This window comes from Atlantibacter sp. MEI4A-1023 (assembly GCF_056155425.1).
In genome coordinates this window covers 3,350,770-3,376,324 of sequence record NZ_CM149568.1, presented here as the reverse complement: position 1 = coordinate 3,376,324, position 25,555 = coordinate 3,350,770, and the positions used below count along the sequence as shown (strand labels likewise).

Below are 25,555 nucleotides of genomic sequence, written 5' to 3'. Positions count from 1 at the left end.
ATTGATTTCGCGGTGCGGGTAGGGTGACCTGCCAGCGCCTGGTTCCTTACTTAAACAGTTCCAGCAGTTGTAGCGAATGAATACTGAAGCCACTCACGATCACAATGCACCACAAACCACCGGCGAACGTCTGCGTTCGGCGCGTGAACAACTCGGTCTTAGCCAGCAAGTCGTGGCAGAACGTTTATGCCTGAAAGTCTCGACTGTCCGCGATATCGAAGAAGATAAAGCGCCCGCTGAACTGGCGGCGACGTTTTTGCGTGGTTACATCCGCTCTTATGCCCGCCTGGTGCATATTCCCGAAGAGGAACTGCTGCCGATGCTGGCACAGCAGGCACCGGTAAAAACTGCGAAAGTGGCGCCGATGCAGGGTTACGCTCTGGGCAAACGCCGTAAAAAACGCGATGGCTGGCTGATGAGCGTCACCTGGTTGGTGTTGTTCGTGGTCGTCGGCCTGACGGGCGCATGGTGGTGGCAGAACCACAAGGCCCAGCAGGAAGAGATCACCACGATGGCCGATCAGTCCACAGCGGAATTGAATGCCAATTCTTCTGCGGGCCAGGCCGTGCCGCTGTCCACCGAACCGACGGCGGGCGATGACGCCGCCGCGGCGCTTGCCAATAACGACAGCCAACCGGCGACCGCGCCTGCTGAAGTGAACACCGACAACGGCGTGGCGACGACCGCCGCGCCTGACGCGTCGCAGAATGCGGTTGTTTCGCCGAGCCAGGCGAATGTTGATACCGCGACCGCCGCGCCGGTTACGCCGCCGACCACTGCCGATAGCGCCAGCGCGCTGCCGGTTGACCAGGCAGCGACGACTCCGGCGGCCGACCCGAATGCGCTGGTGATGAACTTCAACGCCGATTGCTGGTTAGAAGTCACCGACGCGACCGGTAAAAAACTGTTCAGCGGCCTGCAGCGTAAAGACGCCAGCCTGAACTTAGCGGGCCAGGCGCCGTACAAATTAAAAATCGGCGCGCCTGCCGCCGTACAAATCCAGTACCAGGGCAAACCGGTCGATTTAAGCCGTTTTATCAGAACCAATCAGGTTGCGCGTTTGACCCTCAATGCCGAACAATCAGTAGCGCAGTAAGCAGACGGGCAACGGGGGAGATTTTTCATGCATAATGAAGCGCCCATTAAGCGTAGAAAATCCAAACGGATCTACGTGGGTAATGTGCCGGTAGGCGATGGCGCGCCAATCGCCGTTCAGTCCATGACCAACACCCGCACCACCGATGTGGAAGCGACGGTCAATCAAATTAAAGCGCTTGAGCGCGTCGGGGCCGATATCGTTCGCGTGTCGGTGCCCACTATGGACGCCGCTGAAGCCTTTAAATTCATCAAGCAGCAAGTCAACGTGCCCCTGGTGGCCGATATCCACTTTGATTACCGTATTGCGCTGAAAGTGGCGGAATACGGTGTGGATTGTCTGCGCATTAACCCAGGCAACATTGGCAGCGAAGAGCGTATCCGCAGCGTAGTTGACTGCGCGCGTGACAAAAACATCCCTATCCGCATCGGCGTTAATGCCGGATCGCTGGAAAAAGATCTCCAGGAAAAATACGGCGAACCCACGCCGCAGGCTTTGCTGGAATCTGCAATGCGTCACGTTGAGCACCTTAACCGCCTGAACTTTGACCAGTTCAAAGTCAGCGTAAAGGCCTCCGACGTCTTCCTGGCGGTGGAATCCTACCGCCTGCTGGCGAAAGAAATCGAACAGCCGCTGCATCTCGGGATCACCGAAGCGGGCGGCGCGCGCGCGGGTGCGGTGAAGTCAGCGATTGGCCTGGGACTGCTGCTGTCCGAAGGCATTGGCGATACGCTGCGTATTTCGCTGGCTGCCGATCCGGTGGAAGAGATCAAAGTCGGTTTCGATATTCTAAAATCGCTGCGCATCCGTTCACGCGGGATCAACTTTATTGCCTGCCCAACCTGCTCGCGTCAGGAATTTGACGTGATCGGCACGGTGAACGCGCTGGAACAGCGCCTGGAAGATATTCTGACGCCGATGGATGTGTCGATTATCGGTTGCGTGGTCAATGGGCCGGGCGAAGCGCTGGTCTCGACCCTGGGCGTCACCGGCGGCAATAAGAAAAGCGGCTTCTATGAAGACGGCGCGCGCAAAGATCGTCTCGATAACGACGATATGATCGCCCAGCTTGAAGCGAAGATCCGCGCCAAAGCCAGTATGCTGGACGAAAGCCGCCGCATTGATGTGCATCAGGAAAAATAGGGCAAGCCAGGCTTTCCCGTGTATGATTGAACCCGCTCGCCGCCTCGATTTTTCGGGTGCGGCCTGATTCCGGGTTCATTTTTTGTATTTAATAAGAGAATAAACGTGGCAAAGAACATTCAAGCCATCCGTGGCATGAACGATTACCTGCCGGGCGAAACCGCCATTTGGCAGCGTATTGAAGGCGCACTGAAACAAGTGCTTGCCAGCTATGGTTACAGCGAAATCCGCCTGCCGATTGTAGAGCAGACCCCGTTATTCAAACGCGCTATCGGTGAAGTGACCGATGTGGTTGAAAAAGAGATGTACACCTTCGAAGACCGCAACGGCGATAGCCTGACGCTGCGTCCTGAAGGCACCGCTGGCTGCGTGCGCGCCGGCATCGAACATGGTCTGCTGTACAATCAAGAACAACGCCTGTGGTACGTTGGCCCGATGTTCCGCCACGAACGTCCGCAAAAAGGGCGTTATCGCCAGTTCCATCAGCTGGGCGCGGAAGTGTTCGGCCTACAGGGCCCGGATATTGATGCCGAACTGATTATGCTGTCTGCACGCTGGTGGCGTGCGCTTGGCATCGCGGAACATGTTTCTCTGGAGCTGAACTCCATCGGTTCGCTGGAAGCGCGCGCAAATTACCGTGACGCCCTGACCGCCTTCCTGGAACAGCATAAAGACAAACTGGATGAAGACTGCCAGCGCCGGATGTACACCAACCCGCTGCGCGTGCTGGATTCCAAGAACCCGGACGTACAGGCGCTGCTCAACGCCGCCCCTGCGCTGGGTGATTATCTGGATGACGAGTCCCGCGAACACTTCGCCGGGCTGTGCGCGTATCTTGACGCGGCAGGCATCGCCTATACCGTCAACCAGCGCCTGGTGCGCGGTCTGGATTACTACAACCGCACAGTATTTGAGTGGGTCACCACCAGCCTCGGTTCGCAAGGCACCGTGTGCGCAGGCGGCCGCTATGACGGCTTAGTTGAACAGTTAGGCGGTCGCGCCACCCCGGCAGTGGGCTTCGCGATGGGCCTTGAACGACTTGTTTTACTGGTTCAGGCGGTTAATCCTGAATTTAAAGCGCAAAGCGTTGTCGATATTTACCTGGTCGCTTCGGGTGCGGATACCCAAACGGCAGCCATGCTGTTAGCGGAAAAAGTACGCGATGCGCTGCCAGAGTGTAAGCTAATGACCAACTACGGCGGCGGCAACTTCAAGAAACAGTTTGCGCGGGCAGATAAGTGGGGCGCGCGCATCGCACTGGTTCTGGGTGAAAACGAAGTCGCCGCGCGTCAGGTGGTGGTGAAGGATTTGCGTTCCGGTGAACAGCAAACGGTCGAACAAAGCGACCTGGCTGCTCATTTACAAACGCTACTGGGTTAACTTCCCCGGGAATTTATCGTAAGGAGAAGGGCTGCGTGGAAATTTATGAGAATGAAAACGACCAGGTCGATGCGGTAAAGCGTTTCTTTGCTGAAAACGGCAAAGCGCTGGCTATCGGCGTGGTGTTAGGCATTGGCGCGCTGGTGGGCTGGCGTTACTGGACCGGGCATCAGGATGACTCGGTGCGGGCCTCATCGCTGACCTATGAGAAAGCGGTTTCCGGCATCCGTGCGGATAAGCCAGAAACGTTGACCGCCGTAGAAAAATTCGCGGCGGAAAACCAGAACACCTACGGCGCGCTGGCGTCGCTGGAACTCGCGCAGCAGTTTGTTGATAAAAACGATCTGGCAAAAGCGGAAGCGAATCTGCAGCAGGGGCTGAAAAACACCCGCGACGAGAATTTGCAGGCGTTGATCAATCTGCGTCTGGCACGGGTGCAGGTGCAGCAGAAACAGGCTGACGCTGCGCTGAAAACCCTCGACGCCATCAAAGGCGAAGGCTGGGTAGCCGTCGTTGCCGATCTGCGCGGTGAAGCGCTGCTGAGCAAAGGCGACAAGCAGGGCGCACGCGATGCGTGGAGCAAAGGGGTGGAAAGCAATACCTCTCCGGCGCTGCGTGAAATGATGCAGATGAAAATTAATAATTTGTCCGTCTGAGAGGGACCCGATGCAATTGCGTAAATTACTTCTGCCAGGGCTGCTTTCCGTTACGCTGCTGAGCGGCTGCTCGCTGTTCAGCGGTGAAGAAGATGTTGTGAAAATGTCTCCGTTGCCGACGGTTGAAAACCAGTTCACTCCATCAACGGCCTGGAGTACCTCCGTAGGCAACGGGATTGGCGATTTCTATTCGAATCTGCATCCCGCGTTCCAGGATGACACCGTGTTTGCCGCCGATCGTCGTGGCATTGTGAAAGCGGTGAGCCTGACGGATGGCAAAGAACAATGGTCGGTCGACCTTTCGGAAAAAACCAGCTTCTTGTCGGCGAACCGTTCGGCTCTGCTTTCTGGCGGCCTGACGGCGGCGGGTGGCCACGTTTATGTCGGCAGCGAAAAAGCGCAGGTTTATGCGCTGAATAACGCCGACGGCACCATCGTATGGCAAACCAACGTGGCGGGCGAAGCGCTATCACGTCCGGTTGTCAGCGACGGTTTAGTGTTGGTTCACACCAGTAACGGTATGCTGCAGGCGCTTAACGAAAGCGACGGCGCGGTGAAATGGACCGTAAGCCTTGATATGCCTTCGCTGTCGCTGCGCGGGGAGTCCGCACCCGCGGTTGCCTTTGGTGCGGCGATTGTCGGTGGTGATAACGGCCGCGTGAGCGCAGTGCTGATGCAGCAGGGCCAGATGATTTGGCAACAGCGTATCTCCCAGGCCACCGGCGCGACGGAAATCGATCGTCTGAGCGATGTGGATACCACCCCGGTTGTGGTGAATGGCGTGGTTTACGCGCTGGCCTACAACGGCAACCTGACCGCGCTGGATCTGCGTTCCGGCCAGATCATGTGGAAACGTGAACTGGGTACGGTTAACGATTTTGTGATCGACAACGGGCGTATTTACTTGGTGGACCAAACAGACCGCGTCCTGGCGCTGAACACCGAAGGCGGCGTGACGCTGTGGACGCAACCTGCGTTGCAGTATCGCAACCTGACTTCGCCGGTCCTGTATAATGGTAATCTGGTGGTCGGTGATAGCGAAGGCTACATGCACTGGATGGATACCAGCGATGGACGTTTCGTTGCGCAGCAAAAAGTCGACGGCTCCGGTTTCCAGACTGAACCGGTAGTGGCAAATGGCAAGCTGCTGATCCAGGCGAAAGACGGCACCCTGTACGCGATTACGCGTTAACGGCGCGCTGCGTTTTACCGCTTAAACGGCTCCTGAAACCCTCAGGGGCCGTTTACTGTTTTCTGAACCCGCTGAGATTTCAGGGGATTTTTATACTGATTTATCGTAATGAGGCTTTAACAATGGTACCTGTGGTCGCGCTTGTCGGGCGCCCTAATGTCGGAAAATCCACTTTATTTAATCGGTTAACCCGCACCCGTGATGCGCTGGTGGCGGATTTCCCGGGGCTGACTCGCGATCGTAAGTATGGTCGTGCTGAGGTGGAAGGCCGCGAATTTATCTGCATCGATACCGGCGGTATCGATGGCACCGAAGACGGCGTAGAAACCCGTATGGCGGAGCAGTCGCTGCTGGCGATTGAAGAAGCGGATGTGGTGCTGTTTATGGTGGATGCCCGCGCCGGCCTGATGCCAGCGGACACTGCCATCGCCAAACACCTGCGCTCCCGTGAAAAACCTACCTTCCTGGTGGCCAACAAAACCGACGGTATCGACCCGGATCAGGCCGTGCTCGATTTCTACTCGCTGGGCCTGGGTGAAATTCATCCTATCGCGGCTTCACACGGTCGCGGTGTCACCAGCCTGCTCGAACACGTGCTGATGCCGTGGATGGATGACATCAATCCGCCGGAAGAGGTGGATGAAGACGCTGAGTACTGGGCGCAGTTCGAAGAGCAGGAAGAGGGCGAGGAAGAGGAAGAAGAAGCCTTTAACCCGCAGGATCTGCCGATTAAGCTGGCGATTGTCGGACGCCCGAACGTGGGTAAATCCACGCTGACAAACCGCATCCTCGGCGAAGAGCGCGTGGTGGTGTACGACATGCCGGGCACCACCCGCGACAGTATTTACATTCCGATGGAACGCGATGAGCGCGAATATGTGCTGATCGACACCGCAGGCGTGCGTAAGCGCGGCAAAATCACCGACGTGGTAGAAAAATTCTCGGTGATAAAAACGCTACAGGCGATTGAAGACGCCAACGTGGTGCTGCTGGTGATCGACGCGCGTGAAGGCATTTCCGATCAGGACCTGTCGCTGCTGGGCTTTATCCTCAACAGCGGCCGCTCGCTGGTTATCGTGGTCAACAAGTGGGATGGCCTGAGCCAGGAAGTGAAAGACCAGGTTAAAGAAACCCTGGATTTCCGTCTGGGTTTTATCGACTTCGCGCGGGTGCACTTTATCTCTGCCCTGCACGGTAGCGGCGTCGGTAATCTGTTTGAATCGGTGCGTGAAGCCTATGACAGCTCCACCCGCCGCGTCAGCACCGCGATGCTGACCCGCATCATGAATATGGCGGCGGAAGACCATCAGCCGCCGTTAGTGCGCGGTCGCCGCGTGAAGCTGAAATACGCTCACGCGGGCGGTTATAACCCGCCGATTGTGGTGATCCACGGCAACCAGGTGAAAGACCTGCCTGATTCCTACAAACGCTATCTGATGAACTACTTCCGTAAATCGCTGGACGTGATGGGTACGCCGATCCGTATTCAGTTCAAGGAAGGGGATAACCCGTTTGCTAACAAGCGCAACACCCTGACGCCGAACCAGATGCGTAAGCGTAAGCGCCTGATTAAGCACATCAAGAAAGGTAAATAACCGAGCGGGGCCGAAAGGCCTCGTTTTGTCATTGAGGAGTGATGATGGAAATTCAATGCCCCCACTGCCAGCAGCCGGTTGAGGCCACGGCAACCGTTGCGCACTGTGAACACTGCCAGCAGGATATCAAGCTGGAAGCCCGCTGCCCCGACTGCCATCAGCCGTTACAGGTGCTGAAAGCCTGCGGCGCGGTAGATTATTTTTGCCAGAACGGCCACGGGCTGATTTCGAAAAAACGCGTCGAATACGTACCGGTTTAACGGCTTAGTCTTTGGTAGGGGTTTTGCGCTTACGCGACGTTTTAACCGGCTGAATGCCGGTCACCTGGCTTTCAACCAGGCCATCTTCCACCCGCGTAGTCAGCACGTCGCCCGCTTTCACCTGTTTAGTTTTCTTCAGCACTTTGCCGTCGGTGGCGGTGGTTACGCTGTAGCCGCGTGCCAGCGTAGCCAGCGGGCTGACGGCTTCGAGTTGCGCAATCGCGGTGCCGAAGCGCTGTTTGGTGCCGCCTAACCGCGCGGTAATCACCTGCGACAGCCGATATTCCAGTTGCTGAATACGGGTTTGCGCGCGATGGATGCGCCCCTGGGGCTGCTGTTGATACAGGCGTTGCGTCACGCGCTGCTGCTGTTGCGTTCCCTGGCGCAGCCGGTTTTCAACGGCATTGTTCAGCCGCTGGCGCAGGCGTTCCAGCGTGGTTTGCTGGCGCGCCAGACGCAGTTGCGGATGCTGCTGTTGCAGACGATGGTGAAGCCGGGTAAAGCGTTGCTGAAGATTCGCGAAGAAATAATCCATCGCCATTTCCAGGCGCTGCTGCTGGCCCTGAATTTGCCGCAGCAGCTCCTGCTGGTTGCGGCTAACGACTTCCGCTGCCGCCGACGGCGTCGGCGCGCGTAAGTCGGCAATAAAATCGGCGATGGTCACATCGGTTTCGTGACCGACGGCGCTGACGATGGGAATGCGGCTGGCGAAAATCGCCCGCGCCACGCGCTCATCGTTAAAACTCCACAAATCCTCCAGCGAGCCGCCCCCGCGCCCGACGATCAGCACGTCACACTCCGCACGCTGGTTAGCAAGCTCAATGGCGCGCACGATTTGCGCCGGGGCATCGTCGCCTTGTACTACAGTGGGGTAAATCACCACCGGCAGCGACGGATCGCGCCGTTGCAGCACATGCAAAATATCGTGCAGCGCCGCGCCGGTTTTCGACGTGATCACGCCGATCTGGTGCGCCGGAGAGGGCAGGGGCTGTTTGTGTTGGGCGTCAAATAGCCCTTCCTGAGAAAGTTTTTGCTTAAGCTGTTCAAACTGTTGTTGCAGCAGGCCCACACCCGCAGGCTGCATGCTTTCAACGATAATTTGATAGTCGCCGCGCGGCTCATAGAGCGTGATATTAGCGCGAACCAGCACCTGTTGCCCGTGCTGAGGACGGAACGTAACGCGGCGGTTGCTGTTGCGGAACATCGCGCAACGCACCTGGGCGCCGTCATCTTTCAGCGTAAAGTACCAGTGACCGGACGCAGGTTGGGTGAAGTTAGAAATTTCACCGCTGATCCACACCTGGCCCATTTGCTGTTCAAGCAGCATCCGGACGGTCTGGTTTAATCGGCTGACAGTATAAATTGCGGTGGATTGGCTTAGCGACATGTGAGCTGGATCAAATTCTAAATCAGCAGGTTATTCAATCGATAGTAACGCGGCCAGAGACGATAGCAAGTATTTTTATTAAAAAATGCTAGATGCAAACGGTTACGCTCTGTATAATGCCGCGGCAATATTTTATCTGTTCTCATTCACCCAGGTTGAGATATTGCCCATGCTACGTATCGCTAAAGAAGCACTGACGTTTGACGACGTTCTCCTCGTTCCCGCTCACTCTACCGTTCTGCCGAATACTGCCGATCTGAGCACGCAGTTAACCAAAACCATCCGCCTGAATATTCCTATGCTCTCCGCAGCAATGGACACCGTGACTGAGGCTCGCCTGGCCATCGCGCTGGCGCAGGAAGGCGGTCTTGGCTTCATTCACAAAAACATGTCGATTGAACGCCAGGCTGAAGAGGTTAAGCGCGTTAAAAAACACGAAAGTGGCGTTGTGACCGACCCGCAGACCGTGCTGCCGACCACCACGCTGCGTGAAGTGAAAGAATTAACCGAACGTAATGGCTTCGCCGGTTATCCGGTCGTCACCGCCGACAACGAGCTGGTCGGCATCGTCACCGGTCGTGACGTGCGTTTCGTTACCGATCTGAGCCAGCCGGTCAGCGTTTACATGACGCCGAAAGAGCGTCTGGTCACCGTACGCGAAGGCGAATCACGCGACGTCGTGCTGGCGAAAATGCACGAAAAACGCGTTGAAAAAGCGCTGGTCGTAGACGGCAGCTTCCATCTGCGCGGCATGATCACCGTAAAAGACTTCCAGAAAGCAGAGCGTAAACCGAACTCCTGTAAAGACGAGCAGGGCCGTCTGCGCGTAGGCGCGGCAGTAGGCGCTGGCGCGGGCAACGAAGAGCGCATCGACGCGCTGGTTGCCGCTGGCGTAGACGTACTGCTGATCGACTCCTCTCACGGTCATTCCGAAGGCGTGTTGCAGCGCATCCGCGAAACCCGTGCTAAATACCCGGATCTGCAAATCATCGGCGGTAACGTGGCGACGGCGGCGGGCGCACGCGCGCTGGCAGAAGCCGGCGTGAGCGCGGTGAAAGTGGGTATCGGTCCTGGCTCAATCTGTACTACCCGTATCGTGACCGGCGTGGGCGTTCCGCAAATCACCGCGGTGGCTGACGCGGTCGAAGCGCTGGAAGGCACCGGTATTCCGGTTATCGCCGATGGCGGTATCCGTTTCTCCGGCGACATCGCAAAAGCCATTGCCGCTGGCGCAAGCGCGGTGATGGTCGGCTCCATGCTGGCAGGCACCGAAGAATCCCCGGGCGAAATCGAACTCTACCAGGGCCGTTCTTATAAATCCTACCGCGGGATGGGCTCCCTGGGCGCGATGTCCAAAGGCTCTTCTGACCGCTACTTCCAGAGCGACAACGCCGCCGACAAACTGGTGCCGGAAGGTATCGAAGGCCGTGTGGCGTACAAAGGCCGCCTGAAAGAGATTATCCACCAGCAAATGGGCGGCCTGCGTTCCTGTATGGGGCTGACCGGCTGTGGTACTATCGACGCGCTGCGTACCAAAGCAGAGTTTGTACGCATCAGCGGTGCGGGTATCCAGGAAAGTCACGTACACGACGTGACCATTACCAAAGAGTCCCCGAACTACCGTATGGGCTCCTGATTTTCTTCGCCCGACCTCGCGTCGGGCGATTTATTTAATCTGTTTCACTTGCCTCGGACTAAGCGTCAATGACAGACAATATTCATCAACATCGCATTCTCATCCTCGATTTCGGTTCTCAATATACTCAACTGGTAGCGCGTCGCGTGCGTGAGCTGGGCGTGTATTGCGAGCTGTGGGCATGGGATGTTACTGAAGCACAGATTCGCGAATTTAATCCTAACGGCATCATTCTTTCCGGCGGCCCGGAAAGCACCACCGAGCACAACAGCCCGCGCGCGCCGCAATACGTGTTCGAGGCAGGCGTTCCGGTTCTGGGCGTTTGCTACGGTATGCAGACCATGGCAATGCAGCTTGGCGGCCATGTTCAGGGTTCCGATGAGCGTGAATTCGGCTATGCGCAGGTTGAAGTTAAAACCGACAGCGCCCTGGTTCGCGGCATCGAAGATGCCCTGAGCGCAGAGGGTAAACCGCTGCTGGACGTGTGGATGAGCCACGGCGACAAAGTTACCGCCATCCCGGCTGATTTTGTGACCGTCGCCAGCACCGAAACCTGCCCGTTTGCCATTATGGCCAACGAAGAAAAACGTTTTTACGGTGTACAGTTCCACCCGGAAGTGACCCACACCCGCCAGGGCCTGCGTATGTTAGAACGCTTTGTGCGTGACATCTGCCAGTGCGAAGCGCTGTGGACACCGGCGAAAATCATCGACGACGCGGTAGAACGCATTCGCCAGCAGGTTGGCAATGATAAAGTGATCCTTGGCCTGTCCGGCGGTGTGGATTCTTCCGTTACTGCCATGCTGCTGCACCGCGCCATTGGCGACCGCCTGACCTGCGTCTTCGTTGATAACGGCCTGCTGCGCCTGAATGAAGCCGAGCAGGTGATGGACATGTTCGGCGACCATTTCGGCCTGAACATCGTTCACGTTCCGGCAGAAGCTCGTTTCCTGGAAGCGCTGGCAGGGGAGAACGATCCGGAAGCCAAACGTAAAATCATTGGCCGCGTGTTCGTAGAAGTGTTTGACGAAGAAGCGTTGAGACTGGAAGACGTGAAGTGGCTGGCGCAGGGGACTATTTATCCTGACGTCATTGAATCCGCCGCTTCAGCGACCGGTAAAGCGCACGTTATCAAATCGCACCACAACGTGGGCGGCTTGCCGAAAGAGATGAAGATGGGCCTCGTTGAGCCGCTGAAAGAGCTGTTCAAAGACGAAGTGCGCAAAATCGGTCTTGAGCTGGGCCTGCCGTTCGACATGTTGTACCGTCATCCGTTCCCGGGCCCAGGCCTTGGCGTGCGTGTACTCGGCGAAGTGAAGAAAGAGTACTGCGATTTGCTGCGTCGCGCCGATGCGATATTTATCGAAGAGCTGCGTAAAGCGGATCTGTACGACAAAGTGAGCCAGGCGTTCACCGTGTTCCTGCCGGTGCGTTCGGTAGGCGTGATGGGCGATGGTCGTAAATACGACTGGGTTGTGTCACTGCGTGCGGTGGAAACCATCGACTTTATGACCGCGCACTGGGCGCACCTGCCTTACGACTTCCTGGGCCGCGTGTCGAACCGCATTATCAATGAAGTGAATGGCATTTCCCGCGTGGTGTATGACATCAGCGGTAAGCCGCCAGCGACCATCGAGTGGGAATAAGTTTTTTCATGGCATGCGCAGAGCCTGCCATTGAAAAATACCGCCAGTCGTTGTCTATCGGGTAGGATTTCCTACCCGATTCTTTTTGGGTTTACCGGTGCGTAAGCGTCGTAGCACCCTGTTACCCGCCGTCCGGCTGGATTGGCAGTATGTTCCGGGTATAGTTCGCCAGGCAAGCGGCGTGATCTTCTGACGCAGAAGCCACGTATTGTTTGCCAGATGGCACACAAAAAGTGATTTAGCGCTGATGTGGGGTATCAATGCTCAGGCTGATTTGCTGAGTTTCGATTTTGTCCTGATGGTGGTACCAGGCGCCGATAGCGGAGTAAACGAAGCGGCCAAAGAGGAACAAGAAGCTAATTAGCAAGATAATGCGAGTCATTCGATTATTGAATCGGTGTCGGTTTCGCATACTGGTGGCCTGACTCACGCCATTTTCCTTTAGGTTTACCCGTCAACCGCGGGCGACAGGCTTATTAAGTCATAGCCGCGAGAAGAGGTCAATTATTCATCATGTAAAAATTATGACATTATGATTAACCTTGGTTATTTATGTGATAATTATATTTACCGTGTGTATCATAAGTGACTCATTCCTAAAAAATACTTACGCTCTGAATGGACTTTTTCCTGTCATTTGACTCACGTCAATTTTCAGTTTTTTAACCTAACTAAAATTTGCGTCTCTTCTGCCCGCACTAAAATCAGCGCGCAGTGTTAACGGTTGGTTGGATGCCTGCCTTCTTTTCCCTTCGGATTATGGGAGCGTTTTTCGGGCATCTATGCACCTGTTAACCTGGTATCAACGTTATAAAGACAAATGGTGGTGTTTACCGCTGTTTCTCCCTCTGCTATTGCTCCCTGTCGCCCGGTTAGCGAATACACATGCGCAGATAGGCGAGGGCATCGTGGTACTCTATTTTTTGCCGCTGGCGTTAATGATTACCCTGATGTTGTTTTTCGGCTGGGCGGCGATACCGGGATTGATTCTGGCGATTGTGATTAACTACCACCACAACGTCGGCTTACAGGATCTGTCCGTCACAACCTTTCATTTTTTGCTGTCCACCCTTATCAGTTGGGGCGGCTATCGCATTTTTGAGACACGCCGTTTCGCCATCTCGTATGGAAATGGCAATGTGAATATTCAGCGTCTGTTCTGGCTGGTATTCTGCAATGCCTCGGTGTTTATGATGTTCTATCAGTTCGCCAACTTTTTCGGCCTTTATGATAAGACGGCCAATTTGGTAGGCGAAAACCCCTTTAATATTCGTGCGTTGGTAAATTACCAGGGGGTATTGGTCGGCTGCCTGACGGGCGCGCCGCTGTGCTATTTAGCGATTCGTACTCTGCGCCATCCACGCTATCTGCGCGCCTGGTATTCGCAAATGAAACGCCAATGCGATGCGCGCGTAAAACGGACAGAAGTCATTATCTGGTTTTGCGTGATGATTGGTCTGGTTTCTCTGCTTCTGTCTGCGCCCGAAAAAGACAACAATTCCATCTTTACCACCAGCTATACGCTCTCTTTACTGCTGCCAGTCATGCTGTGGGGCGCGATTCGATTCGGTTATCTGTTTATTACCCTCGTCTGGAGCCTGGTACTGCTTCTGCTTTGCCACTATTACGAACGTTATTTACCCACCTCGCCGGAATATGAACTGCAAATTGTGATCAGTTCATCCTGTTACTTTGTCTATTCGCTGACGATTATGGTGATGGGCAAGGTAGCGACCTGGCAGCGGAATATCCATAACCGCGGCCGCCGTCTGGCGTTTATCGATCCGCTAGTCCATATGCCTAACCTGCGGGCATTGAATCACGATCTGGCCAATTATCCGTGGTCGATGCTGTGTTTTTTACGGGTGCCGGAACTGGAGTTGCTGGGGCGGCATTATGGGGTGAGTTTGCGTATTCACTATAAACAGCAGCTCGCCGCCTGGCTCAGAGAGGTATTAAACGAAGACGAGCTTACGTATCAGCTATCGGGGCATGATTTAGTCATTCGGTTAAGCACGCATAATCATGAGGAGCGCATCGCCATCCTGCATGAAAAAGTTAACGCGTTCCGTCTCATCTGGGATGGCATGCCGATCCAGCCGCAGGTGGGGATAAGCTATTGTTTTCTGCGCTCGCCAGTTAATCATTTACATATCCTGCTGGGTGAAATGAGCTCCATTGCAGATTTATCACTCTCCACCCATCATCCCGAAAGCCTACAGCGCCGTGGTGGTAATCAATTACAGCGCGCGGTGAAAATCAAAGTCGAGATGATGAACCGTCTTCAGATGGCGCTGGATAACGATCGTTTTTCCTTGATGATCCAACGCGTGGACGGTGTGCGCGGCGATTGCTATTACGAAGTGCTGCTGCGGATGCTGGATGAAAACGGCAACACCTTTATGCCCGGGGAATTTTTACCGGTGGCGCATGAGTTTGGTTTATCGTCACGGATTGACCTATGGGTACTGGAAAAGACATTACGTTTTATTGACCAGCATCGCGCCTTGCTGCCCGGCTTTCGCTTTGCCATAAACTTAACGCCGTCTTCTGTCTGCCGGGTGCCGTTTGCCGGTGAAGTTAAAACGATGCTGGCGAAATACCAGGTAGAACCCTGGCAGCTTATCTTTGAGGTGACCGAAAGCCAGTCGCTGTCGAATATTGAGCAGGTCAACCTCACGCTGACCGCATTACGCAACCTCGGTTGCCGTATCGCCATTGACGACTTCGGCACCGGCTACGCCAGCTATGCGCGGTTTAAAAACGTTACCGCAGACATTTTGAAAATCGACGGCAGCTTTGTCCGTAATTTGTTGTCCAGCAGTATGGATTACCAGATTGTGGCATCGATTTGTAATCTGGCGCGGATGAAAAATATGCAGGTAGTGGCAGAGTATGTGGAGAGCGAAGAAGTGAGAGAAGCCCTGCTGACACTGGGTATTGATTACCAGCAGGGATATTTAATTGGCAAACCGCAGCCGATTGAAAGCCTGGTCAACGGGCAAGCAAACGGGGGTTAGCCGTTTGCCGCCGCGTCAGAGATCTGTTCTTCTTCAATCAGCAATTTCCACCCGGTAACGGATTCCCAGTACTGCTGCTCGCGCTCCAGGTCCAGCAACACCAGCGCGTTCTGGCTAAACCAGCCGTTTGGGAAGCGCAATGTCCAGTGGTTGTCGTCGGTTTCCAGCACCAGCGTCGGCGGGGTGGTTGTCGACTGGCGTTGGTTATTGAGCAAAACGCCTAACCGAAACAGTTGGATCAGCGGTAAATACTGCTTTTTCTTAAACAACGCAAAGCGCGGCAGTTCATCCAGTTTGATGCCTTTACGGTGATAGCGGACCAGCGTCGCCATTAGCATCTGCTGTTCCTGGTTGAAGCCCGGCAGATCGCTGTGCTGCAAAATATAGGCGGAGTGACGATGTAGCCCGCTGTGGTTGATGCTCAGGCCTACCTCATGCAGCAGCGCCGCCCATTTCAACAATGCCGAGAGCTGCGGGTCGGCAAGCTTAGGCTGCTGCGCCTGCCACTGATCGTACATCAGCGTGATGGTATCCAGCACCCGATGTGCCTGATCGCGATCGATATGGTATTGGTTCGCCAGGCTTTGCGCGGTACGGCTACGGATATCCTGATGGCGGAAACGGCCTTCCATTTCATACAGCACGCCCTCACGTAGCGCGCCATCGGAAAGACGTAGCTCGCGGATCCCCAGCGCATCAAACACGCCGCACAGAATCGCCAGGCCTGGCACAAACACCGTCTTGCGTTCTTCCGACAGGCCCGGCAGGCTCAGTGCGTCAAAGGATTTATGCTTCAGCACCTCGGCACACAGCATTTCCAAACGCTCCGGGGTGATCAGGCCATCTTTTTCACCCATCGCCAGCAACACTTCGTGAGAGGCTTTAATCGAGCCGGAGGCCCCAAGCGCCACGTTCCAGCCCTGAATGCGGAACTGCCAGGCCAGGTTTTCCAGTTTTTGCACCGCTGCCAGCCGCGCACGGTGGAAGTTTTCCGGGCTAATGACGCGGCCAGGAAAGAACATTTGCGCAAAGCTTACGCAGCCCATACGGCGGCTTTCCACCAGCCTGGGCTCGAAATCTTCGCCAATCACCAGTTCGGTCGATCCGCCACCGATGTCGATCACCAGCTTGCGGCCTTTTTCCGGCTGGGTATGTTCCACGCCCATAAAAATCAGACGCGCTTCTTCATTGCCGGAAATAATCTCAATTGGATAGGGGATCACCTCTTTGGCGCGCTTAAGAAAATCCGCGGCGTTTTGCGCCTGGCGTAGCGTATGCGTACCCACAATACAGACGTTCTCCGCAGAGAAACCCTGTAAACGTTCCGCGAACAGCGACAGACAGGTCAGGCCGCGCTCCATGGCCTCTTCGCTAAGGATATTGTTTTCATCCAGACCATCCGCCAGGTGGACGCGCTGTTTAAGCCGGCCAATGATCTGCATGGCACCATCCACCACGCGGGCGATCACCATATGGAAGCTGTTGGAGCCAAGATCGACCGCAGCGAACTCCTGCGGTCGGGGAGCGTTTTGAGTTATCGGCATAGATTATTCTGGCTGTTCGAGTGATTTGATGTATTCGTAAATCGCTAGCTGGGCGCGCAGTTTACGGCGATTGCCGCGCGGAACATAGCGGTTACTGAGTTCTTTATCCATGTAGCGTGCTTTTACCGTATCGTTGAACAGCAAATCAAGGATATCGAGAATGCGCTGCTTAAGACGTGGGTCAAGCAGCGGCGTCGCCACTTCAATACGGTAATCGATATTACGGGTCATCCAGTCTGCGGAAGAGAGGAAAACTTTTGTATCGCCGCCGTTTTCAAATACGTAAACCCGGTCATGCTCCAGGTAACGGTCAACGATGCTGATGACTTTGACGTTATCGCTGATGCCCTCCAGTTGGGGGATCAGCGAGCACATGCCGCGAATCAGCAGGTTCACCGGTACGCCGGAACTGGACGCCGCATACAGGCGGTCCACCAGGCCTTTATCGACCAGGTTGTTTAGCTTCAGGGTGATGCCGGAAGGCAGGCCGTTCTGGGCATTGGCAATTTCTTTGTCGATCATTTCATACAGCAGGCGCCGCGAGTTCTGCGGTGAAACCAACAGATAATCAAATGTCACCGGGCGGTATGGGTTTTCAATAAAGTTGAATACCCGGCGTACTTCGTTGGTTATGCGCGCATCGGCGGTCAGTAACGAGTAATCGGTATAGATCCGGGCGGTCTTTTCGTTAAAGTTACCGGTGCCGATATGCGCATAACGCACTACGTCCTCGCCCTCTTTACGGGAGATCAGGAACAGTTTGGCGTGGATTTTCAGGCCTGGCGCGGAGAAGATCACATGTACGCCCGCTTCCGTCAGGCGTTTCGCCCAGTGGATGTTGGCTTCTTCGTCAAAACGCGCCTGTAACTCCACCACCACGGTGACTTTTTTACCGTTATGCGCCGCGTGGATCATCGCGTCGATAATGCGCGAATCTTTGGCCACGCGGTAAATATTGATTTTTATCGCCAGCACGCTTGGGTCAAACGAGGCCTGGCGCAGCAGTTCCAGCACGTGCTCAAAAGTGTGGTAAGGGTAGTAAAGCAGCACATCGCGCTCGCGGATCGCATCGAAGCCGTTGCGGAATTTATCAAACCAGACATGGCGCAGACGCGGCAGCGGCTTGTTCACCAGATTGGCTTTGCCCACGTTCGGGAAGCTGATGAAGTCTTTGAAGTTGTGGTAACGGCCACCGGGTACGATAGAGTCATAGCGCGAAATCGATAATTTCTGGCGCAGCATTTCCACCATGGCGTCGGGCATGTCGCGCTGGTAGACAAAGCGCACCGGCTCTGCCGTCAGACGCTGTTTCAGGCTGGAAGACATCAGTTCCAGCAGGCTGGATTCCATCTCATGCACCAGGTCGTATTCGGCGTCGCGAGTCATTTTCATCGAATAGGCGTTGAGCGCATCGTAATCGAAGAAACCTTTAAAAATATCGTCCAGGCAGAAGCGCAGGATATTATCCAGCAGGATCATCGGCTTGCGGCGGCGCGGCGTTTCCGGCGGCAGGTTTACGAAGCGCGGCACTTTATCGGACGGGATTTCCAGCAGCGCGTAGCGAATTTCATCGCCGCGAATGATCTCTACCGCCAGATAGGTGTAATCATCTTTTAAAAACTGCACCAGGTCGGTGTCGCGATACAGCAAAATTGGCGTAATGTGCTGGCGCAGATAGTGTTTGAAATAGTGGCGCAACCAGCCCTGCTGGTTTTGTGAAAGCTGGCGTTCGTTGATCAGGAAGATTTGGTTACGCGCCATTTCCAGCAGCAGATCGTTATATAACCCGTCAAATTCCTGATCGGCTTTGAGGACCCGCGACTGGATCTTGCCCAGCAAATGGCGGGAATGCGAGGTGATACCTTGCTCCTCGCTGATCAAAATGCGGCGTTTGAGTTCGGCGAAGCGAACCTTATAAAACTCATCAAGATTATTGGAATAAATCCCCAGAAAACGCATCCGCTCGATCAGCGGGTTGCTTTTATCCGCAGCTTCCTGCAGCACACGCTCATTGAATGACAGCCAACTGAGCTCTTTCTCGATGTATAGTTTTTCCTGACCCATGACTACTGACACTCCGGTTATCTCACTCGGGACGTGGAAAATCCGTCTCGATACTATTATGGCGAGCGAAGACCCGCGATGTCCAACGATGCCACAAAAGTATGACAGCTACATGAGCGTGGCGGCGCTAAGTGACTTTTTTGTTTCATTTATTTGGCATAGGCCGAAAACAAAACAGGCCCGGTATCTACCAGGCCTGATCGTTGTTTAACGCGTGAAGCATTTACTCTTCGGACGCATAGCCCTGGGCGGGCAGCGGTTTGCCGTCGAGCCAGGCTTCGTTGCCGTGCATCGTCAGGCGGCCTTCCATAAACCAACTGACCACCAACGGATAAATGGCGTGCTCCTGGGCCTGCACCCGGGCCGTCACGTCATCTTCATTATCGCCTTCGAAAACCGGCACGGTCGCCTGCAAAATCACCGGTCCGCCGTCCAGCTCGTCGGTCACGAAATGCACGGAAGTGCCGTGCTCTTCGTCGCCGTTTTCGAGCACCTGTTGATGGGTATGCAGGCCGGGATATTTCGGTAGCAGGGAAGGGTGGATGTTGATCAGCCTTCCACGGTAATGCGCTACAAACGCCGGGCTCAGAATGCGCATGTAGCCAGCCAGCACCACCAGATCCGGGGCGTAAGCGTCGATTTCCAGCATCAATTCGCGGTCGAACGCTTCGCGGCTGGCGAACTGGCTGGCCGTGAGCGCATGGGCGGGAATGCCCGCCTCTCTGGCGCGTTCAAGGCCGAGCGCGTCGGCCTTATTGCTGAATACCGCGCTAATGGTGCCGTTGATCTTCTTCTGTTGGCAGGCGTCGATAATGGCCTGCAAGTTGCTTCCGTTGCCAGAAATCAGCACCACAATGTGTTTCATTACTCAATAACCACGCGTTGTTCGGAATCAGAAGCCTTGATGATACCGATTTTCCATGCCTTTTCGCCACGCGCATTGAGTAAAGAAATCGCTTTTTCGGACTCGCTCGCAGGCAGCGCGATAACCATTCCGACGCCGCAGTTAAATGTGCGATACATCTCGTGTTTGCTGACGTTGCCTGCTTTCTGCATCCAGTCAAATACCGCAGGCCACTGCCAGGAGGATTCGTCGATTACGGCCTGGGTGTTGTCCGGCAGCACGCGCGGAATGTTTTCCCAGAAGCCGCCGCCGGTCAGGTGGGCGATAGCATGGACATCAGCCTGCTCGATCAGCTCCAGGATAGATTTCACATAAATGCGCGTCGGGGCCAGCAAGTGATCCGCCAGCGATTTGCCTTCCAGCTGCGTGGTTAGCGGGTCGCAGCCGCTGACTTCAACGATTTTGCGCACCAGGGAATAGCCGTTGGAGTGTGGACCGCTGGAAGCCAGCGCAATCAGCACATCGCCATCGGCCACTTTGGAACCGTCGATAATCTCTGACTTCTCGACCACACCCACGCAGAAACCCGCTACGTCGTAATCTTCGCCGTGATACATACCCGGCATTTCCGCCGTTTCGCCGCCAACCAGCGCACAGCCGGACTGTAAACAGCCTTCGGCGATGCCGGTAATGACGCTGGCTGCGGTATCCACATCCAGTTTGCCGGTGGCGTAGTAGTCCAGGAAGAACAGCGGTTCTGCGCCCTGTACCACCAGGTCGTTAACGCACATGGCGACCAAATCGATGCCGATGGTGTCGTGACGTTTTAAATCCATTGCCAGACGCAGCTTGGTGCCGACGCCGTCGGTGCCCGATACCAGAACCGGCTCGCGATATTTCTGCGGCAACGCGCACAATGCGCCGAATCCGCCCAGTCCGCCCATGACTTCAGGGCGGCGAGTTTTTTTCACGACGCCTTTAATACGGTCGACCAGAGCATTACCTGCATCAATATCAACGCCGGCATCTTTATAGCTGAGAGAGGTTTTATCGGTCACTGCACAATCCCCACGCGGTTGCGGTAGTAAGAAAACGCGGCAATTCTAACAGTGCAGGCAAACGTTTGCGAGCCTCTTATTTAGCGCATTTAAAATCTTATGGCATAGACTGATTTCAGTTCGGTTGATCCCGATCATGACCATTAGATATGGCGCAGCGGCGAAAAAGCGGTATAATCCGGCGATTTTTTTTGTGGCTGCCACCTTTCTGGGGAGAAAGAGTATGAAGATCGTGGAAGTGAAACACCCACTCGTCAAACACAAGCTCGGGCTGATGCGTGAAAATGATATTAGCACCAAGCGCTTTCGTGAACTGGCCTCGGAAGTGGGCAGCCTGCTGACCTATGAAGCGACTTCCGACCTCGAAACCGAGAGAGTGGTTATCGAAGGCTGGAACGGCCCGGTAGAAGTCGAACAAATCAAAGGCAAAAAAATTACCGTGGTGCCGATCCTGCGTGCCGGTTTGGGCATGATGGAAGGCGTACTGGAGCACGTACCGAGCGCGCGTATCAGCGTGGTAGGCATCTACCGTAACGAAGAGACGCTGGAGCCGGTTCCTTACTTCCAGAAGCTGGTTTCCAACATCGACGAGCGTATGGCGCTGGTGGTTGACCCGATGCTGGCGACCGGCGGCTCAATGATCGCCACTATCGACCTGCTGAAAAACGCCGGCTGCCACAGCATTAAAGTACTGGTACTGGTTGCCGCGCCGGAAGGTATCGCCGCGCTGGAGAAAGCGCACCCGGACGTGGAGTTGTACACTGCGTCTATCGACAAGGGATTGAACGAGCACGGATACATCATTCCGGGCCTCGGCGATGCCGGCGACAAGATTTTTGGTACTAAATAAATGAACTCATTAAAAAAGCCGACTTCGATAGTCGGCTTTTTTTTGGGTTATTCATCAGTAATCGTTATTTCATAAATCATTACAACAACACTCAGAGGAAAACACTATGACGCGCCGTGCTATCGGGGTAAGCGAAAGACCACCGCTGCTTCAAACCATCCCGCTTAGTTTGCAGCACTTGTTCGCCATGTTTGGCGCAACCGTGCTGGTGCCAATCCTGTTTCATATCAACCCGGCCACTGTACTGCTGTTTAACGGTATCGGGACCCTGCTGTATCTGTTTATCTGTAAGGGCAAAATCCCGGCCTATCTTGGGTCGAGCTTTGCGTTTATCTCTCCGGTGTTGTTACTGCTGCCGTTGGGTTATGAACTGGCGCTGGGCGGCTTTATCGTCTGCGGTGCGCTGTTCTGCCTGGTGGCGTTGATTGTCAAAAAAGCCGGGACTGGCTGGCTGGACGTGATGTTCCCGCCTGCGGCGATGGGCGCGATTGTGGCGGTTATCGGTCTGGAACTGGCGGGCGTGGCGGCCAATATGGCGGGCCTGCTGCCAGCGGAAGGGCAGATGCCGGATTCCACCACCATTATCATTTCGCTGGTAACGCTGGGCGTGACGGTATTTGGCTCGGTACTGTTCCGCGGCTTCCTGGCGATTATCCCGATCCTGATCGGCGTGCTGGCGGGTTACGCGCTCTCCTTCATCATGGGCGTGGTTGATATCACGCCAATTAAAGACGCGCACTGGTTCGCGCTGCCAACCTTCTACACCCCGCGCTTCGAGTGGTTCGCTATTTTCACTATCCTGCCTGCGGCGCTGGTGGTGATTGCCGAACACGTCGGGCACCTGGTGGTAACGGCCAATATCGTCAAGAAAGACCTGATTCGCGATCCGGGCCTGCATCGCTCCATGTTCGCCAACGGTTTCTCCACCATGATTTCCGGTTTCTTCGGCTCCACGCCGAACACCACCTACGGTGAAAACATCGGCGTAATGGCGATTACCCGCGTTTACAGTACCTGGGTTATCGGCGGCGCGGCGATTATCGCGATTCTGCTCTCCTGCGTCGGTAAACTGGCGGCGGCGATCCAGATTATCCCGGTTCCGGTGATGGGCGGCGTGTCGCTGCTGCTGTACGGGGTGATCGGCGCGTCCGGTATTCGCGTACTGATCGACTCCAAAGTGGATTACAGCAAAGCGCAAAATCTGATCCTCACCTCGGTGATCCTGATCATCGGCGTCAGCGGCGCGAAAGTGCATGTTGGCGCGGCGGAGCTGAAAGGCATGGCGCTGGCGACCATTGTCGGTGTGCTGCTGAGCCTGATTTTCAAATTAATCAGCGTACTGCGCCCGGAAGAAGTGGTGCTGGACGCGGAAGATCAGGAAAAAGCCTCCTGATCCTGGTAAACCGGGCGGATCTGCCGCCCGGTTCAATACGCGGCCTTTTCTGTGATAAACTCAGCGCGATTTTACTCAGGCACTGGTTGAGGTCTCTCTGAACACACCGGCACAGCTCTCTTTGCCACTCTATCTACCCGATGATGAAACTTTCGCAAGTTTCTGGCCGGGTGATAACCCTTCTTTATTAGCCGCGCTGCAAAACGTGTTACGTCAGGAGCACAGCGGTTATATCTACATCTGGTCTCGCGAAGGGGCAGGGCGCAGCCACCTGCTGCATGCGGCGTGCGCAGAACTCTCGGCGCGTGGCGATGCGGTAGGCTATGTTCCTCTCGATAAACGCACTTGGTTTGTCCCTGAAGTGCTTGATGGCATGGAACAATTGTCGCTGGTGTGCATTGATAATATTGAATGCATAGCGGGCGATGAGCTGTGGGAAATGGCGATTTTTAATCTCTATAACCGCATTCTGGAATCCGGCAAAACGCGATTGTTGATCACCGGCGACAGACCGCCGCGCCAGCTTAATCTCCAGCTTGCTGATTTAGCCTCCCGCCTCGACTGGGGGCAAATTTACAAGCTTCAGCCGCTGTCGGATGACGATAAACTGCTGGCGCTACAGCTGCGGGCGCGCCAGCGCGGGTTTGAACTGCCGGAAGATGTGGGGCGTTTTTTACTCAAGCGGCTCGATCGCGAGATGCGCACGCTGTTTATGACGCTGGATCAGCTGGATCGCGCCTCAATTACCGCGCAGCGCAAATTAACGATTCCGTTTGTGAAAGATATTCTCGGACTGTAACCGCAGGCTGCCGCGCCTGCGGTTAAGGCGTGTTAAAGGATTTCCAGCACCGACTCCGGCGGGCGGCCAATACGGGCATTCCCGTTAGTCACCACAATCGGGCGCTCAATCAGTTTCGGGTTTTCAACCATCGCGGCGATAAGCTGTTCTTCCGTCAGTGCCGGATCGCCGAGTTTCAACTCGCTATAAATCTCTTCTTTCTGGCGCATCAAGTGACGTGCACTGCTGTATCCCAGTTGCTTAAGCAGCTGTTTGATCGTTTCCGCGTCCGGTGGCGTTTCCAGATACAGCACCACCTCCGGCTCAACGCTGTTATCTTTCAGTAAATTCAGCGTTTCGCGGCTCTTGGAACAGCGGGGGTTATGGTAAATCGTGACCTTACGAGACATTCTTTCTCCTTTTACATTTTCTCATAGGGGCGGAATCGCATCTGCAACTGGCGGAACTGATCGATACGCGCATCGTAGCGCGCCTGTTGCAGGCTGCCGACTTTCACTTGCGAACTGGCGCTGCTTAACAGCGAAATAGACTGATCGAGCCTGCCCAGCAGCGCCATGACTTCCGCGCGAGCCGCCAGTTCCTGGTCGCGGTTGCCGAGCGCAGCCTGCGCCTGTGCCAGCAGATCCCAGCCGTTGGAGTCATCGGGATGGGAGAAGGTATAGCGGTTAAGGATTTTCACCGATTCACCTGGCTGTTTCGCTTCAAGCCAGGCGTTCGCCAGGTTCAATTGCAGCACCGGATTATTTTTCAGATCCGGGGCATTTTTCAGGCGATTAACCGCATCGTTGGCTTTATTCAGCCCTAAGTCGATATCGGTTGAGAGATCCAGATACCACGGATTTCCGGGTTGGGCGGTAATCAGCGGCTGCAACAGCGTGCGCGCTTCGGCGAAGTTTTTCGCCACCATCGCCTGCAACGCTTTGCCATAGGCAGCGGCATGTTGTTCACGAATGTTGCCCTTCGACCAGGCATCGAGAATATCACTGGTGAGCTGATTGCGCCCGGAGTTGTACATCCCCAGGGTACGCGCTTTCGCCATATAGAAATCTTCCGACGACTGCGCCACCACCGGACGCATCTGGTTGGCGCGGTTACGCGCATCGGATAAACGGCTTTCCGGCAGCGGGTGCGTCAGCAAAATTTCCGGCGGGCGCGAGGAGTAGCGCGCTTGATCGAGCAGTTTCTCCAGAAATGTCGGCATCGCCTGAGGGTCGAAGCCGGAACGCTGCAACACCTGAATGCCGATGCGGTCCGCTTCCTGTTCGTTTTGCTGGGTAAAACTGATCACGCCCTGCTGAGTACCGGCAAGGGTACCGGTCAGCGCCGCCATACCGGCTTGCGGGCTGGCCATAGCGAGCAGAATCGAGCCCAGCGCGCCCACCCAGGTCAGCGGTGCATTGCGCTTTTGATCTTCCATCGCGCGCGCCAGATGTCGCTGGGTGACGTGAGAAATTTCGTGCGCCATCACCGATGCCAGTTGGCTTTCATTATCGGCGTAGCGGAACAGCGCGGTATGCAGTACCACGTTGCCGCCGAAAAAGGCGAAGGCGTTGATTTCGTCGTTATTGATCAAAAAGAAATGAAACGGCGTGCGTACCGAGTCCGCATGGGCGACCAGGCGCATCCCCAGCCCGTTGATATATTGCACTAACAGCGGATCGTTGATTAGCGGCGCACTACCGCGCAGCTGGCGCACATAGTAATCGCCCATCTGCAACTCTTGCCCAATGGAGAGCGTACTGCCCGCCGAAGTGCCCATATCGGGGAGTTCAGTGGCGCTATGCGCGAATGCGGGAACCAGTGAGCCCGCCACCATGGCGGTAATGAGCGTTGCAACCAGTGTCTTTTTCAACTGCCTGAACATAACCACGTCCTGTCTGTCTGGAATCTCTGATTTTGACCTGCGCGACGCCGCTTTGTTCATTGCAGAGCAAAAGGCCGTCTGAGCGAGGAAAAGATATCTTAGTTAGCCTGAATGCGATTGTCTTGAGG

At 55.3% G+C, this 25,555-nt stretch carries 21 protein-coding genes; 13 read left to right on the top strand and 8 right to left on the bottom strand.

The genetic code is table 11. The annotated features are described in order from the left end of the window. Positions 1-76 precede the first annotated feature (76 nt). The 7 genes from rodZ (at position 77) to ACVV26_RS16055 (ending at position 7,322) form a co-directional block, all read left to right on the top strand. Positions 77-1,096: a cytoskeleton protein RodZ gene (rodZ, locus tag ACVV26_RS16085; protein ID WP_474798214.1), complete on the top strand. Its 1,020-nt coding sequence runs from the start codon at positions 77-79 to the stop codon at positions 1,094-1,096. A 27-nt stretch (positions 1,097-1,123) separates the two neighbouring features. Then, the gene (ispG, locus tag ACVV26_RS16080; RefSeq protein WP_474798213.1) at positions 1,124-2,239 is read left to right on the top strand and encodes a flavodoxin-dependent (E)-4-hydroxy-3-methylbut-2-enyl-diphosphate synthase; all 1,116 of its coding nucleotides are present in this window, start codon (positions 1,124-1,126) and stop codon (positions 2,237-2,239) included. A 105-nt stretch (positions 2,240-2,344) separates the two neighbouring features. Beyond that, positions 2,345-3,619, top strand: coding sequence for a histidine--tRNA ligase (gene hisS / locus ACVV26_RS16075; RefSeq protein WP_474798212.1), 1,275 nt, complete (start codon positions 2,345-2,347; stop codon positions 3,617-3,619). A 35-nt stretch (positions 3,620-3,654) separates the two neighbouring features. Then, positions 3,655-4,275, top strand: a complete 621-nt coding sequence (locus ACVV26_RS16070; RefSeq protein ID WP_474798211.1) for a YfgM family protein — start codon at positions 3,655-3,657, stop codon at positions 4,273-4,275. Positions 4,276-4,285: 10 nt separating this feature from the next. Continuing rightward, a complete protein-coding gene (bamB, locus tag ACVV26_RS16065) occupies positions 4,286-5,467 on the top strand; it encodes an outer membrane protein assembly factor BamB (protein WP_474798210.1) in 1,182 nt (393 codons plus the stop codon). Between the two features lie 122 nt (positions 5,468-5,589). After that, positions 5,590-7,062: a ribosome biogenesis GTPase Der gene (gene der, locus ACVV26_RS16060; protein ID WP_474798208.1), complete on the top strand. Its 1,473-nt coding sequence runs from the start codon at positions 5,590-5,592 to the stop codon at positions 7,060-7,062. 44 nt (positions 7,063-7,106) lie between these two features. After that, positions 7,107-7,322 carry a zinc ribbon domain-containing protein gene (locus ACVV26_RS16055; protein ID WP_474798207.1) on the top strand — a complete coding sequence of 72 codons (216 nt, stop codon included), beginning with the start codon at positions 7,107-7,109 and terminating at the stop codon, positions 7,320-7,322. 4 nt (positions 7,323-7,326) lie between these two features. Here ACVV26_RS16055 and xseA read toward each other — a convergent pair whose 3' ends face one another. Next, positions 7,327-8,709, bottom strand: a complete 1,383-nt coding sequence (gene xseA, locus ACVV26_RS16050) for an exodeoxyribonuclease VII large subunit (RefSeq protein ID WP_474798206.1) — start codon at positions 8,707-8,709, stop codon at positions 7,327-7,329. A 169-nt stretch (positions 8,710-8,878) separates the two neighbouring features. Here xseA and guaB point away from each other — a divergent pair, with 169 nt between their 5' ends. Together guaB and guaA are read left to right on the top strand one after the other, a co-directional pair. Continuing rightward, on the top strand, positions 8,879-10,345 hold the full coding sequence (guaB, locus tag ACVV26_RS16045; RefSeq protein WP_125294129.1) for an IMP dehydrogenase: 1,467 nt from the start codon (positions 8,879-8,881) through the stop codon (positions 10,343-10,345). A 68-nt stretch (positions 10,346-10,413) separates the two neighbouring features. Continuing rightward, positions 10,414-11,991, top strand: coding sequence for a glutamine-hydrolyzing GMP synthase (gene guaA, locus ACVV26_RS16040; RefSeq protein ID WP_474798204.1), 1,578 nt, complete (start codon positions 10,414-10,416; stop codon positions 11,989-11,991). Between the two features lie 238 nt (positions 11,992-12,229). On the opposite strand, the gene ACVV26_RS16035 is transcribed toward guaA, so the two are convergent. After that, positions 12,230-12,421: a YfgG family protein gene (locus tag ACVV26_RS16035; protein WP_312982942.1), complete on the bottom strand. Its 192-nt coding sequence runs from the start codon at positions 12,419-12,421 to the stop codon at positions 12,230-12,232. Between the two features lie 352 nt (positions 12,422-12,773). Here ACVV26_RS16035 and ACVV26_RS16030 point away from each other — a divergent pair, with 352 nt between their 5' ends. Further along, positions 12,774-15,011 (top strand): EAL domain-containing protein, encoded by a 2,238-nt coding sequence (locus ACVV26_RS16030; protein ID WP_474798203.1) that lies wholly within the window; start codon positions 12,774-12,776, stop codon positions 15,009-15,011. Here ACVV26_RS16030 and ppx read toward each other — a convergent pair. From ppx to purM, 4 genes are all read right to left on the bottom strand, one after another. After that, complete coding sequence (gene ppx, locus ACVV26_RS16025) at positions 15,008-16,555, bottom strand: exopolyphosphatase (RefSeq protein ID WP_312982944.1); 1,548 nt, start codon at positions 16,553-16,555, stop codon at positions 15,008-15,010. The genes ACVV26_RS16030 and ppx overlap by 4 nt on opposite strands. A gap of 3 nt (positions 16,556-16,558) precedes the next feature. Then, the gene (gene ppk1 / locus ACVV26_RS16020) at positions 16,559-18,619 is read right to left on the bottom strand and encodes a polyphosphate kinase 1 (protein ID WP_312982945.1); all 2,061 of its coding nucleotides are present in this window, start codon (positions 18,617-18,619) and stop codon (positions 16,559-16,561) included. Positions 18,620-18,842: 223 nt separating this feature from the next. Further along, positions 18,843-19,484, bottom strand: coding sequence for a phosphoribosylglycinamide formyltransferase (gene purN / locus ACVV26_RS16015; RefSeq protein WP_474798202.1), 642 nt, complete (start codon positions 19,482-19,484; stop codon positions 18,843-18,845). Continuing rightward, positions 19,484-20,521, bottom strand: a complete 1,038-nt coding sequence (purM, locus tag ACVV26_RS16010; protein ID WP_474798201.1) for a phosphoribosylformylglycinamidine cyclo-ligase — start codon at positions 20,519-20,521, stop codon at positions 19,484-19,486. Before purM ends, purN begins: the two co-directional genes overlap by 1 nt. Before the next feature lie 223 nt (positions 20,522-20,744). On the opposite strand from purM, the gene upp reads away from it, so the two are divergent. The 3 genes from upp (at position 20,745) to ACVV26_RS15995 (ending at position 23,563) form a co-directional block, all read left to right on the top strand. Next, entirely contained in the window at positions 20,745-21,371 is a 627-nt protein-coding gene (upp, locus tag ACVV26_RS16005; RefSeq protein WP_312982948.1) for a uracil phosphoribosyltransferase, read from the top strand. 106 nt (positions 21,372-21,477) lie between these two features. Continuing rightward, on the top strand, positions 21,478-22,764 hold the full coding sequence (gene uraA / locus ACVV26_RS16000) for a uracil permease (RefSeq protein ID WP_312982949.1): 1,287 nt from the start codon (positions 21,478-21,480) through the stop codon (positions 22,762-22,764). Between the two features lie 97 nt (positions 22,765-22,861). Further along, a complete protein-coding gene (locus ACVV26_RS15995) occupies positions 22,862-23,563 on the top strand; it encodes a DnaA inactivator Hda (RefSeq protein WP_312983004.1) in 702 nt (233 codons plus the stop codon). Positions 23,564-23,595: 32 nt separating this feature from the next. Here ACVV26_RS15995 and arsC read toward each other — a convergent pair whose 3' ends face one another. Both arsC and bepA read right to left on the bottom strand, forming a co-directional pair. Continuing rightward, a complete protein-coding gene (gene arsC / locus ACVV26_RS15990) occupies positions 23,596-23,952 on the bottom strand; it encodes an arsenate reductase (glutaredoxin) (RefSeq protein WP_474798199.1) in 357 nt (118 codons plus the stop codon). Between the two features lie 11 nt (positions 23,953-23,963). Beyond that, positions 23,964-25,427, bottom strand: coding sequence for a beta-barrel assembly-enhancing protease (bepA, locus tag ACVV26_RS15985; RefSeq protein WP_474798198.1), 1,464 nt, complete (start codon positions 25,425-25,427; stop codon positions 23,964-23,966). Positions 25,428-25,555: the final 128 nt, after the last annotated feature.

Coding starts and splice junctions, on each gene's coding strand:
- uraA (WP_312982949.1), top strand. CDS start 21,478: ATGACGCGCCGTGCTATCGGGGTAAGCGAAAGACCACCGCTGCTTCAA.
- ACVV26_RS16055 (WP_474798207.1), top strand. CDS start 7,107: ATGGAAATTCAATGCCCCCACTGCCAGCAGCCGGTTGAGGCCACGGCA.
- xseA (WP_474798206.1), bottom strand. CDS start 8,709: ATGTCGCTAAGCCAATCCACCGCAATTTATACTGTCAGCCGATTAAAC.
- purN (WP_474798202.1), bottom strand. CDS start 19,484: ATGAAACACATTGTGGTGCTGATTTCTGGCAACGGAAGCAACTTGCAG.
- ispG (WP_474798213.1), top strand. CDS start 1,124: ATGCATAATGAAGCGCCCATTAAGCGTAGAAAATCCAAACGGATCTAC.
- ppx (WP_312982944.1), bottom strand. CDS start 16,555: ATGCCGATAACTCAAAACGCTCCCCGACCGCAGGAGTTCGCTGCGGTC.
- bamB (WP_474798210.1), top strand. CDS start 4,286: ATGCAATTGCGTAAATTACTTCTGCCAGGGCTGCTTTCCGTTACGCTG.
- ACVV26_RS16030 (WP_474798203.1), top strand. CDS start 12,774: ATGCACCTGTTAACCTGGTATCAACGTTATAAAGACAAATGGTGGTGT.
- guaB (WP_125294129.1), top strand. CDS start 8,879: ATGCTACGTATCGCTAAAGAAGCACTGACGTTTGACGACGTTCTCCTC.
- ppk1 (WP_312982945.1), bottom strand. CDS start 18,619: ATGGGTCAGGAAAAACTATACATCGAGAAAGAGCTCAGTTGGCTGTCA.
- arsC (WP_474798199.1), bottom strand. CDS start 23,952: ATGTCTCGTAAGGTCACGATTTACCATAACCCCCGCTGTTCCAAGAGC.
- guaA (WP_474798204.1), top strand. CDS start 10,414: ATGACAGACAATATTCATCAACATCGCATTCTCATCCTCGATTTCGGT.
- rodZ (WP_474798214.1), top strand. CDS start 77: ATGAATACTGAAGCCACTCACGATCACAATGCACCACAAACCACCGGC.
- der (WP_474798208.1), top strand. CDS start 5,590: ATGGTACCTGTGGTCGCGCTTGTCGGGCGCCCTAATGTCGGAAAATCC.
- bepA (WP_474798198.1), bottom strand. CDS start 25,427: ATGTTCAGGCAGTTGAAAAAGACACTGGTTGCAACGCTCATTACCGCC.
- upp (WP_312982948.1), top strand. CDS start 20,745: ATGAAGATCGTGGAAGTGAAACACCCACTCGTCAAACACAAGCTCGGG.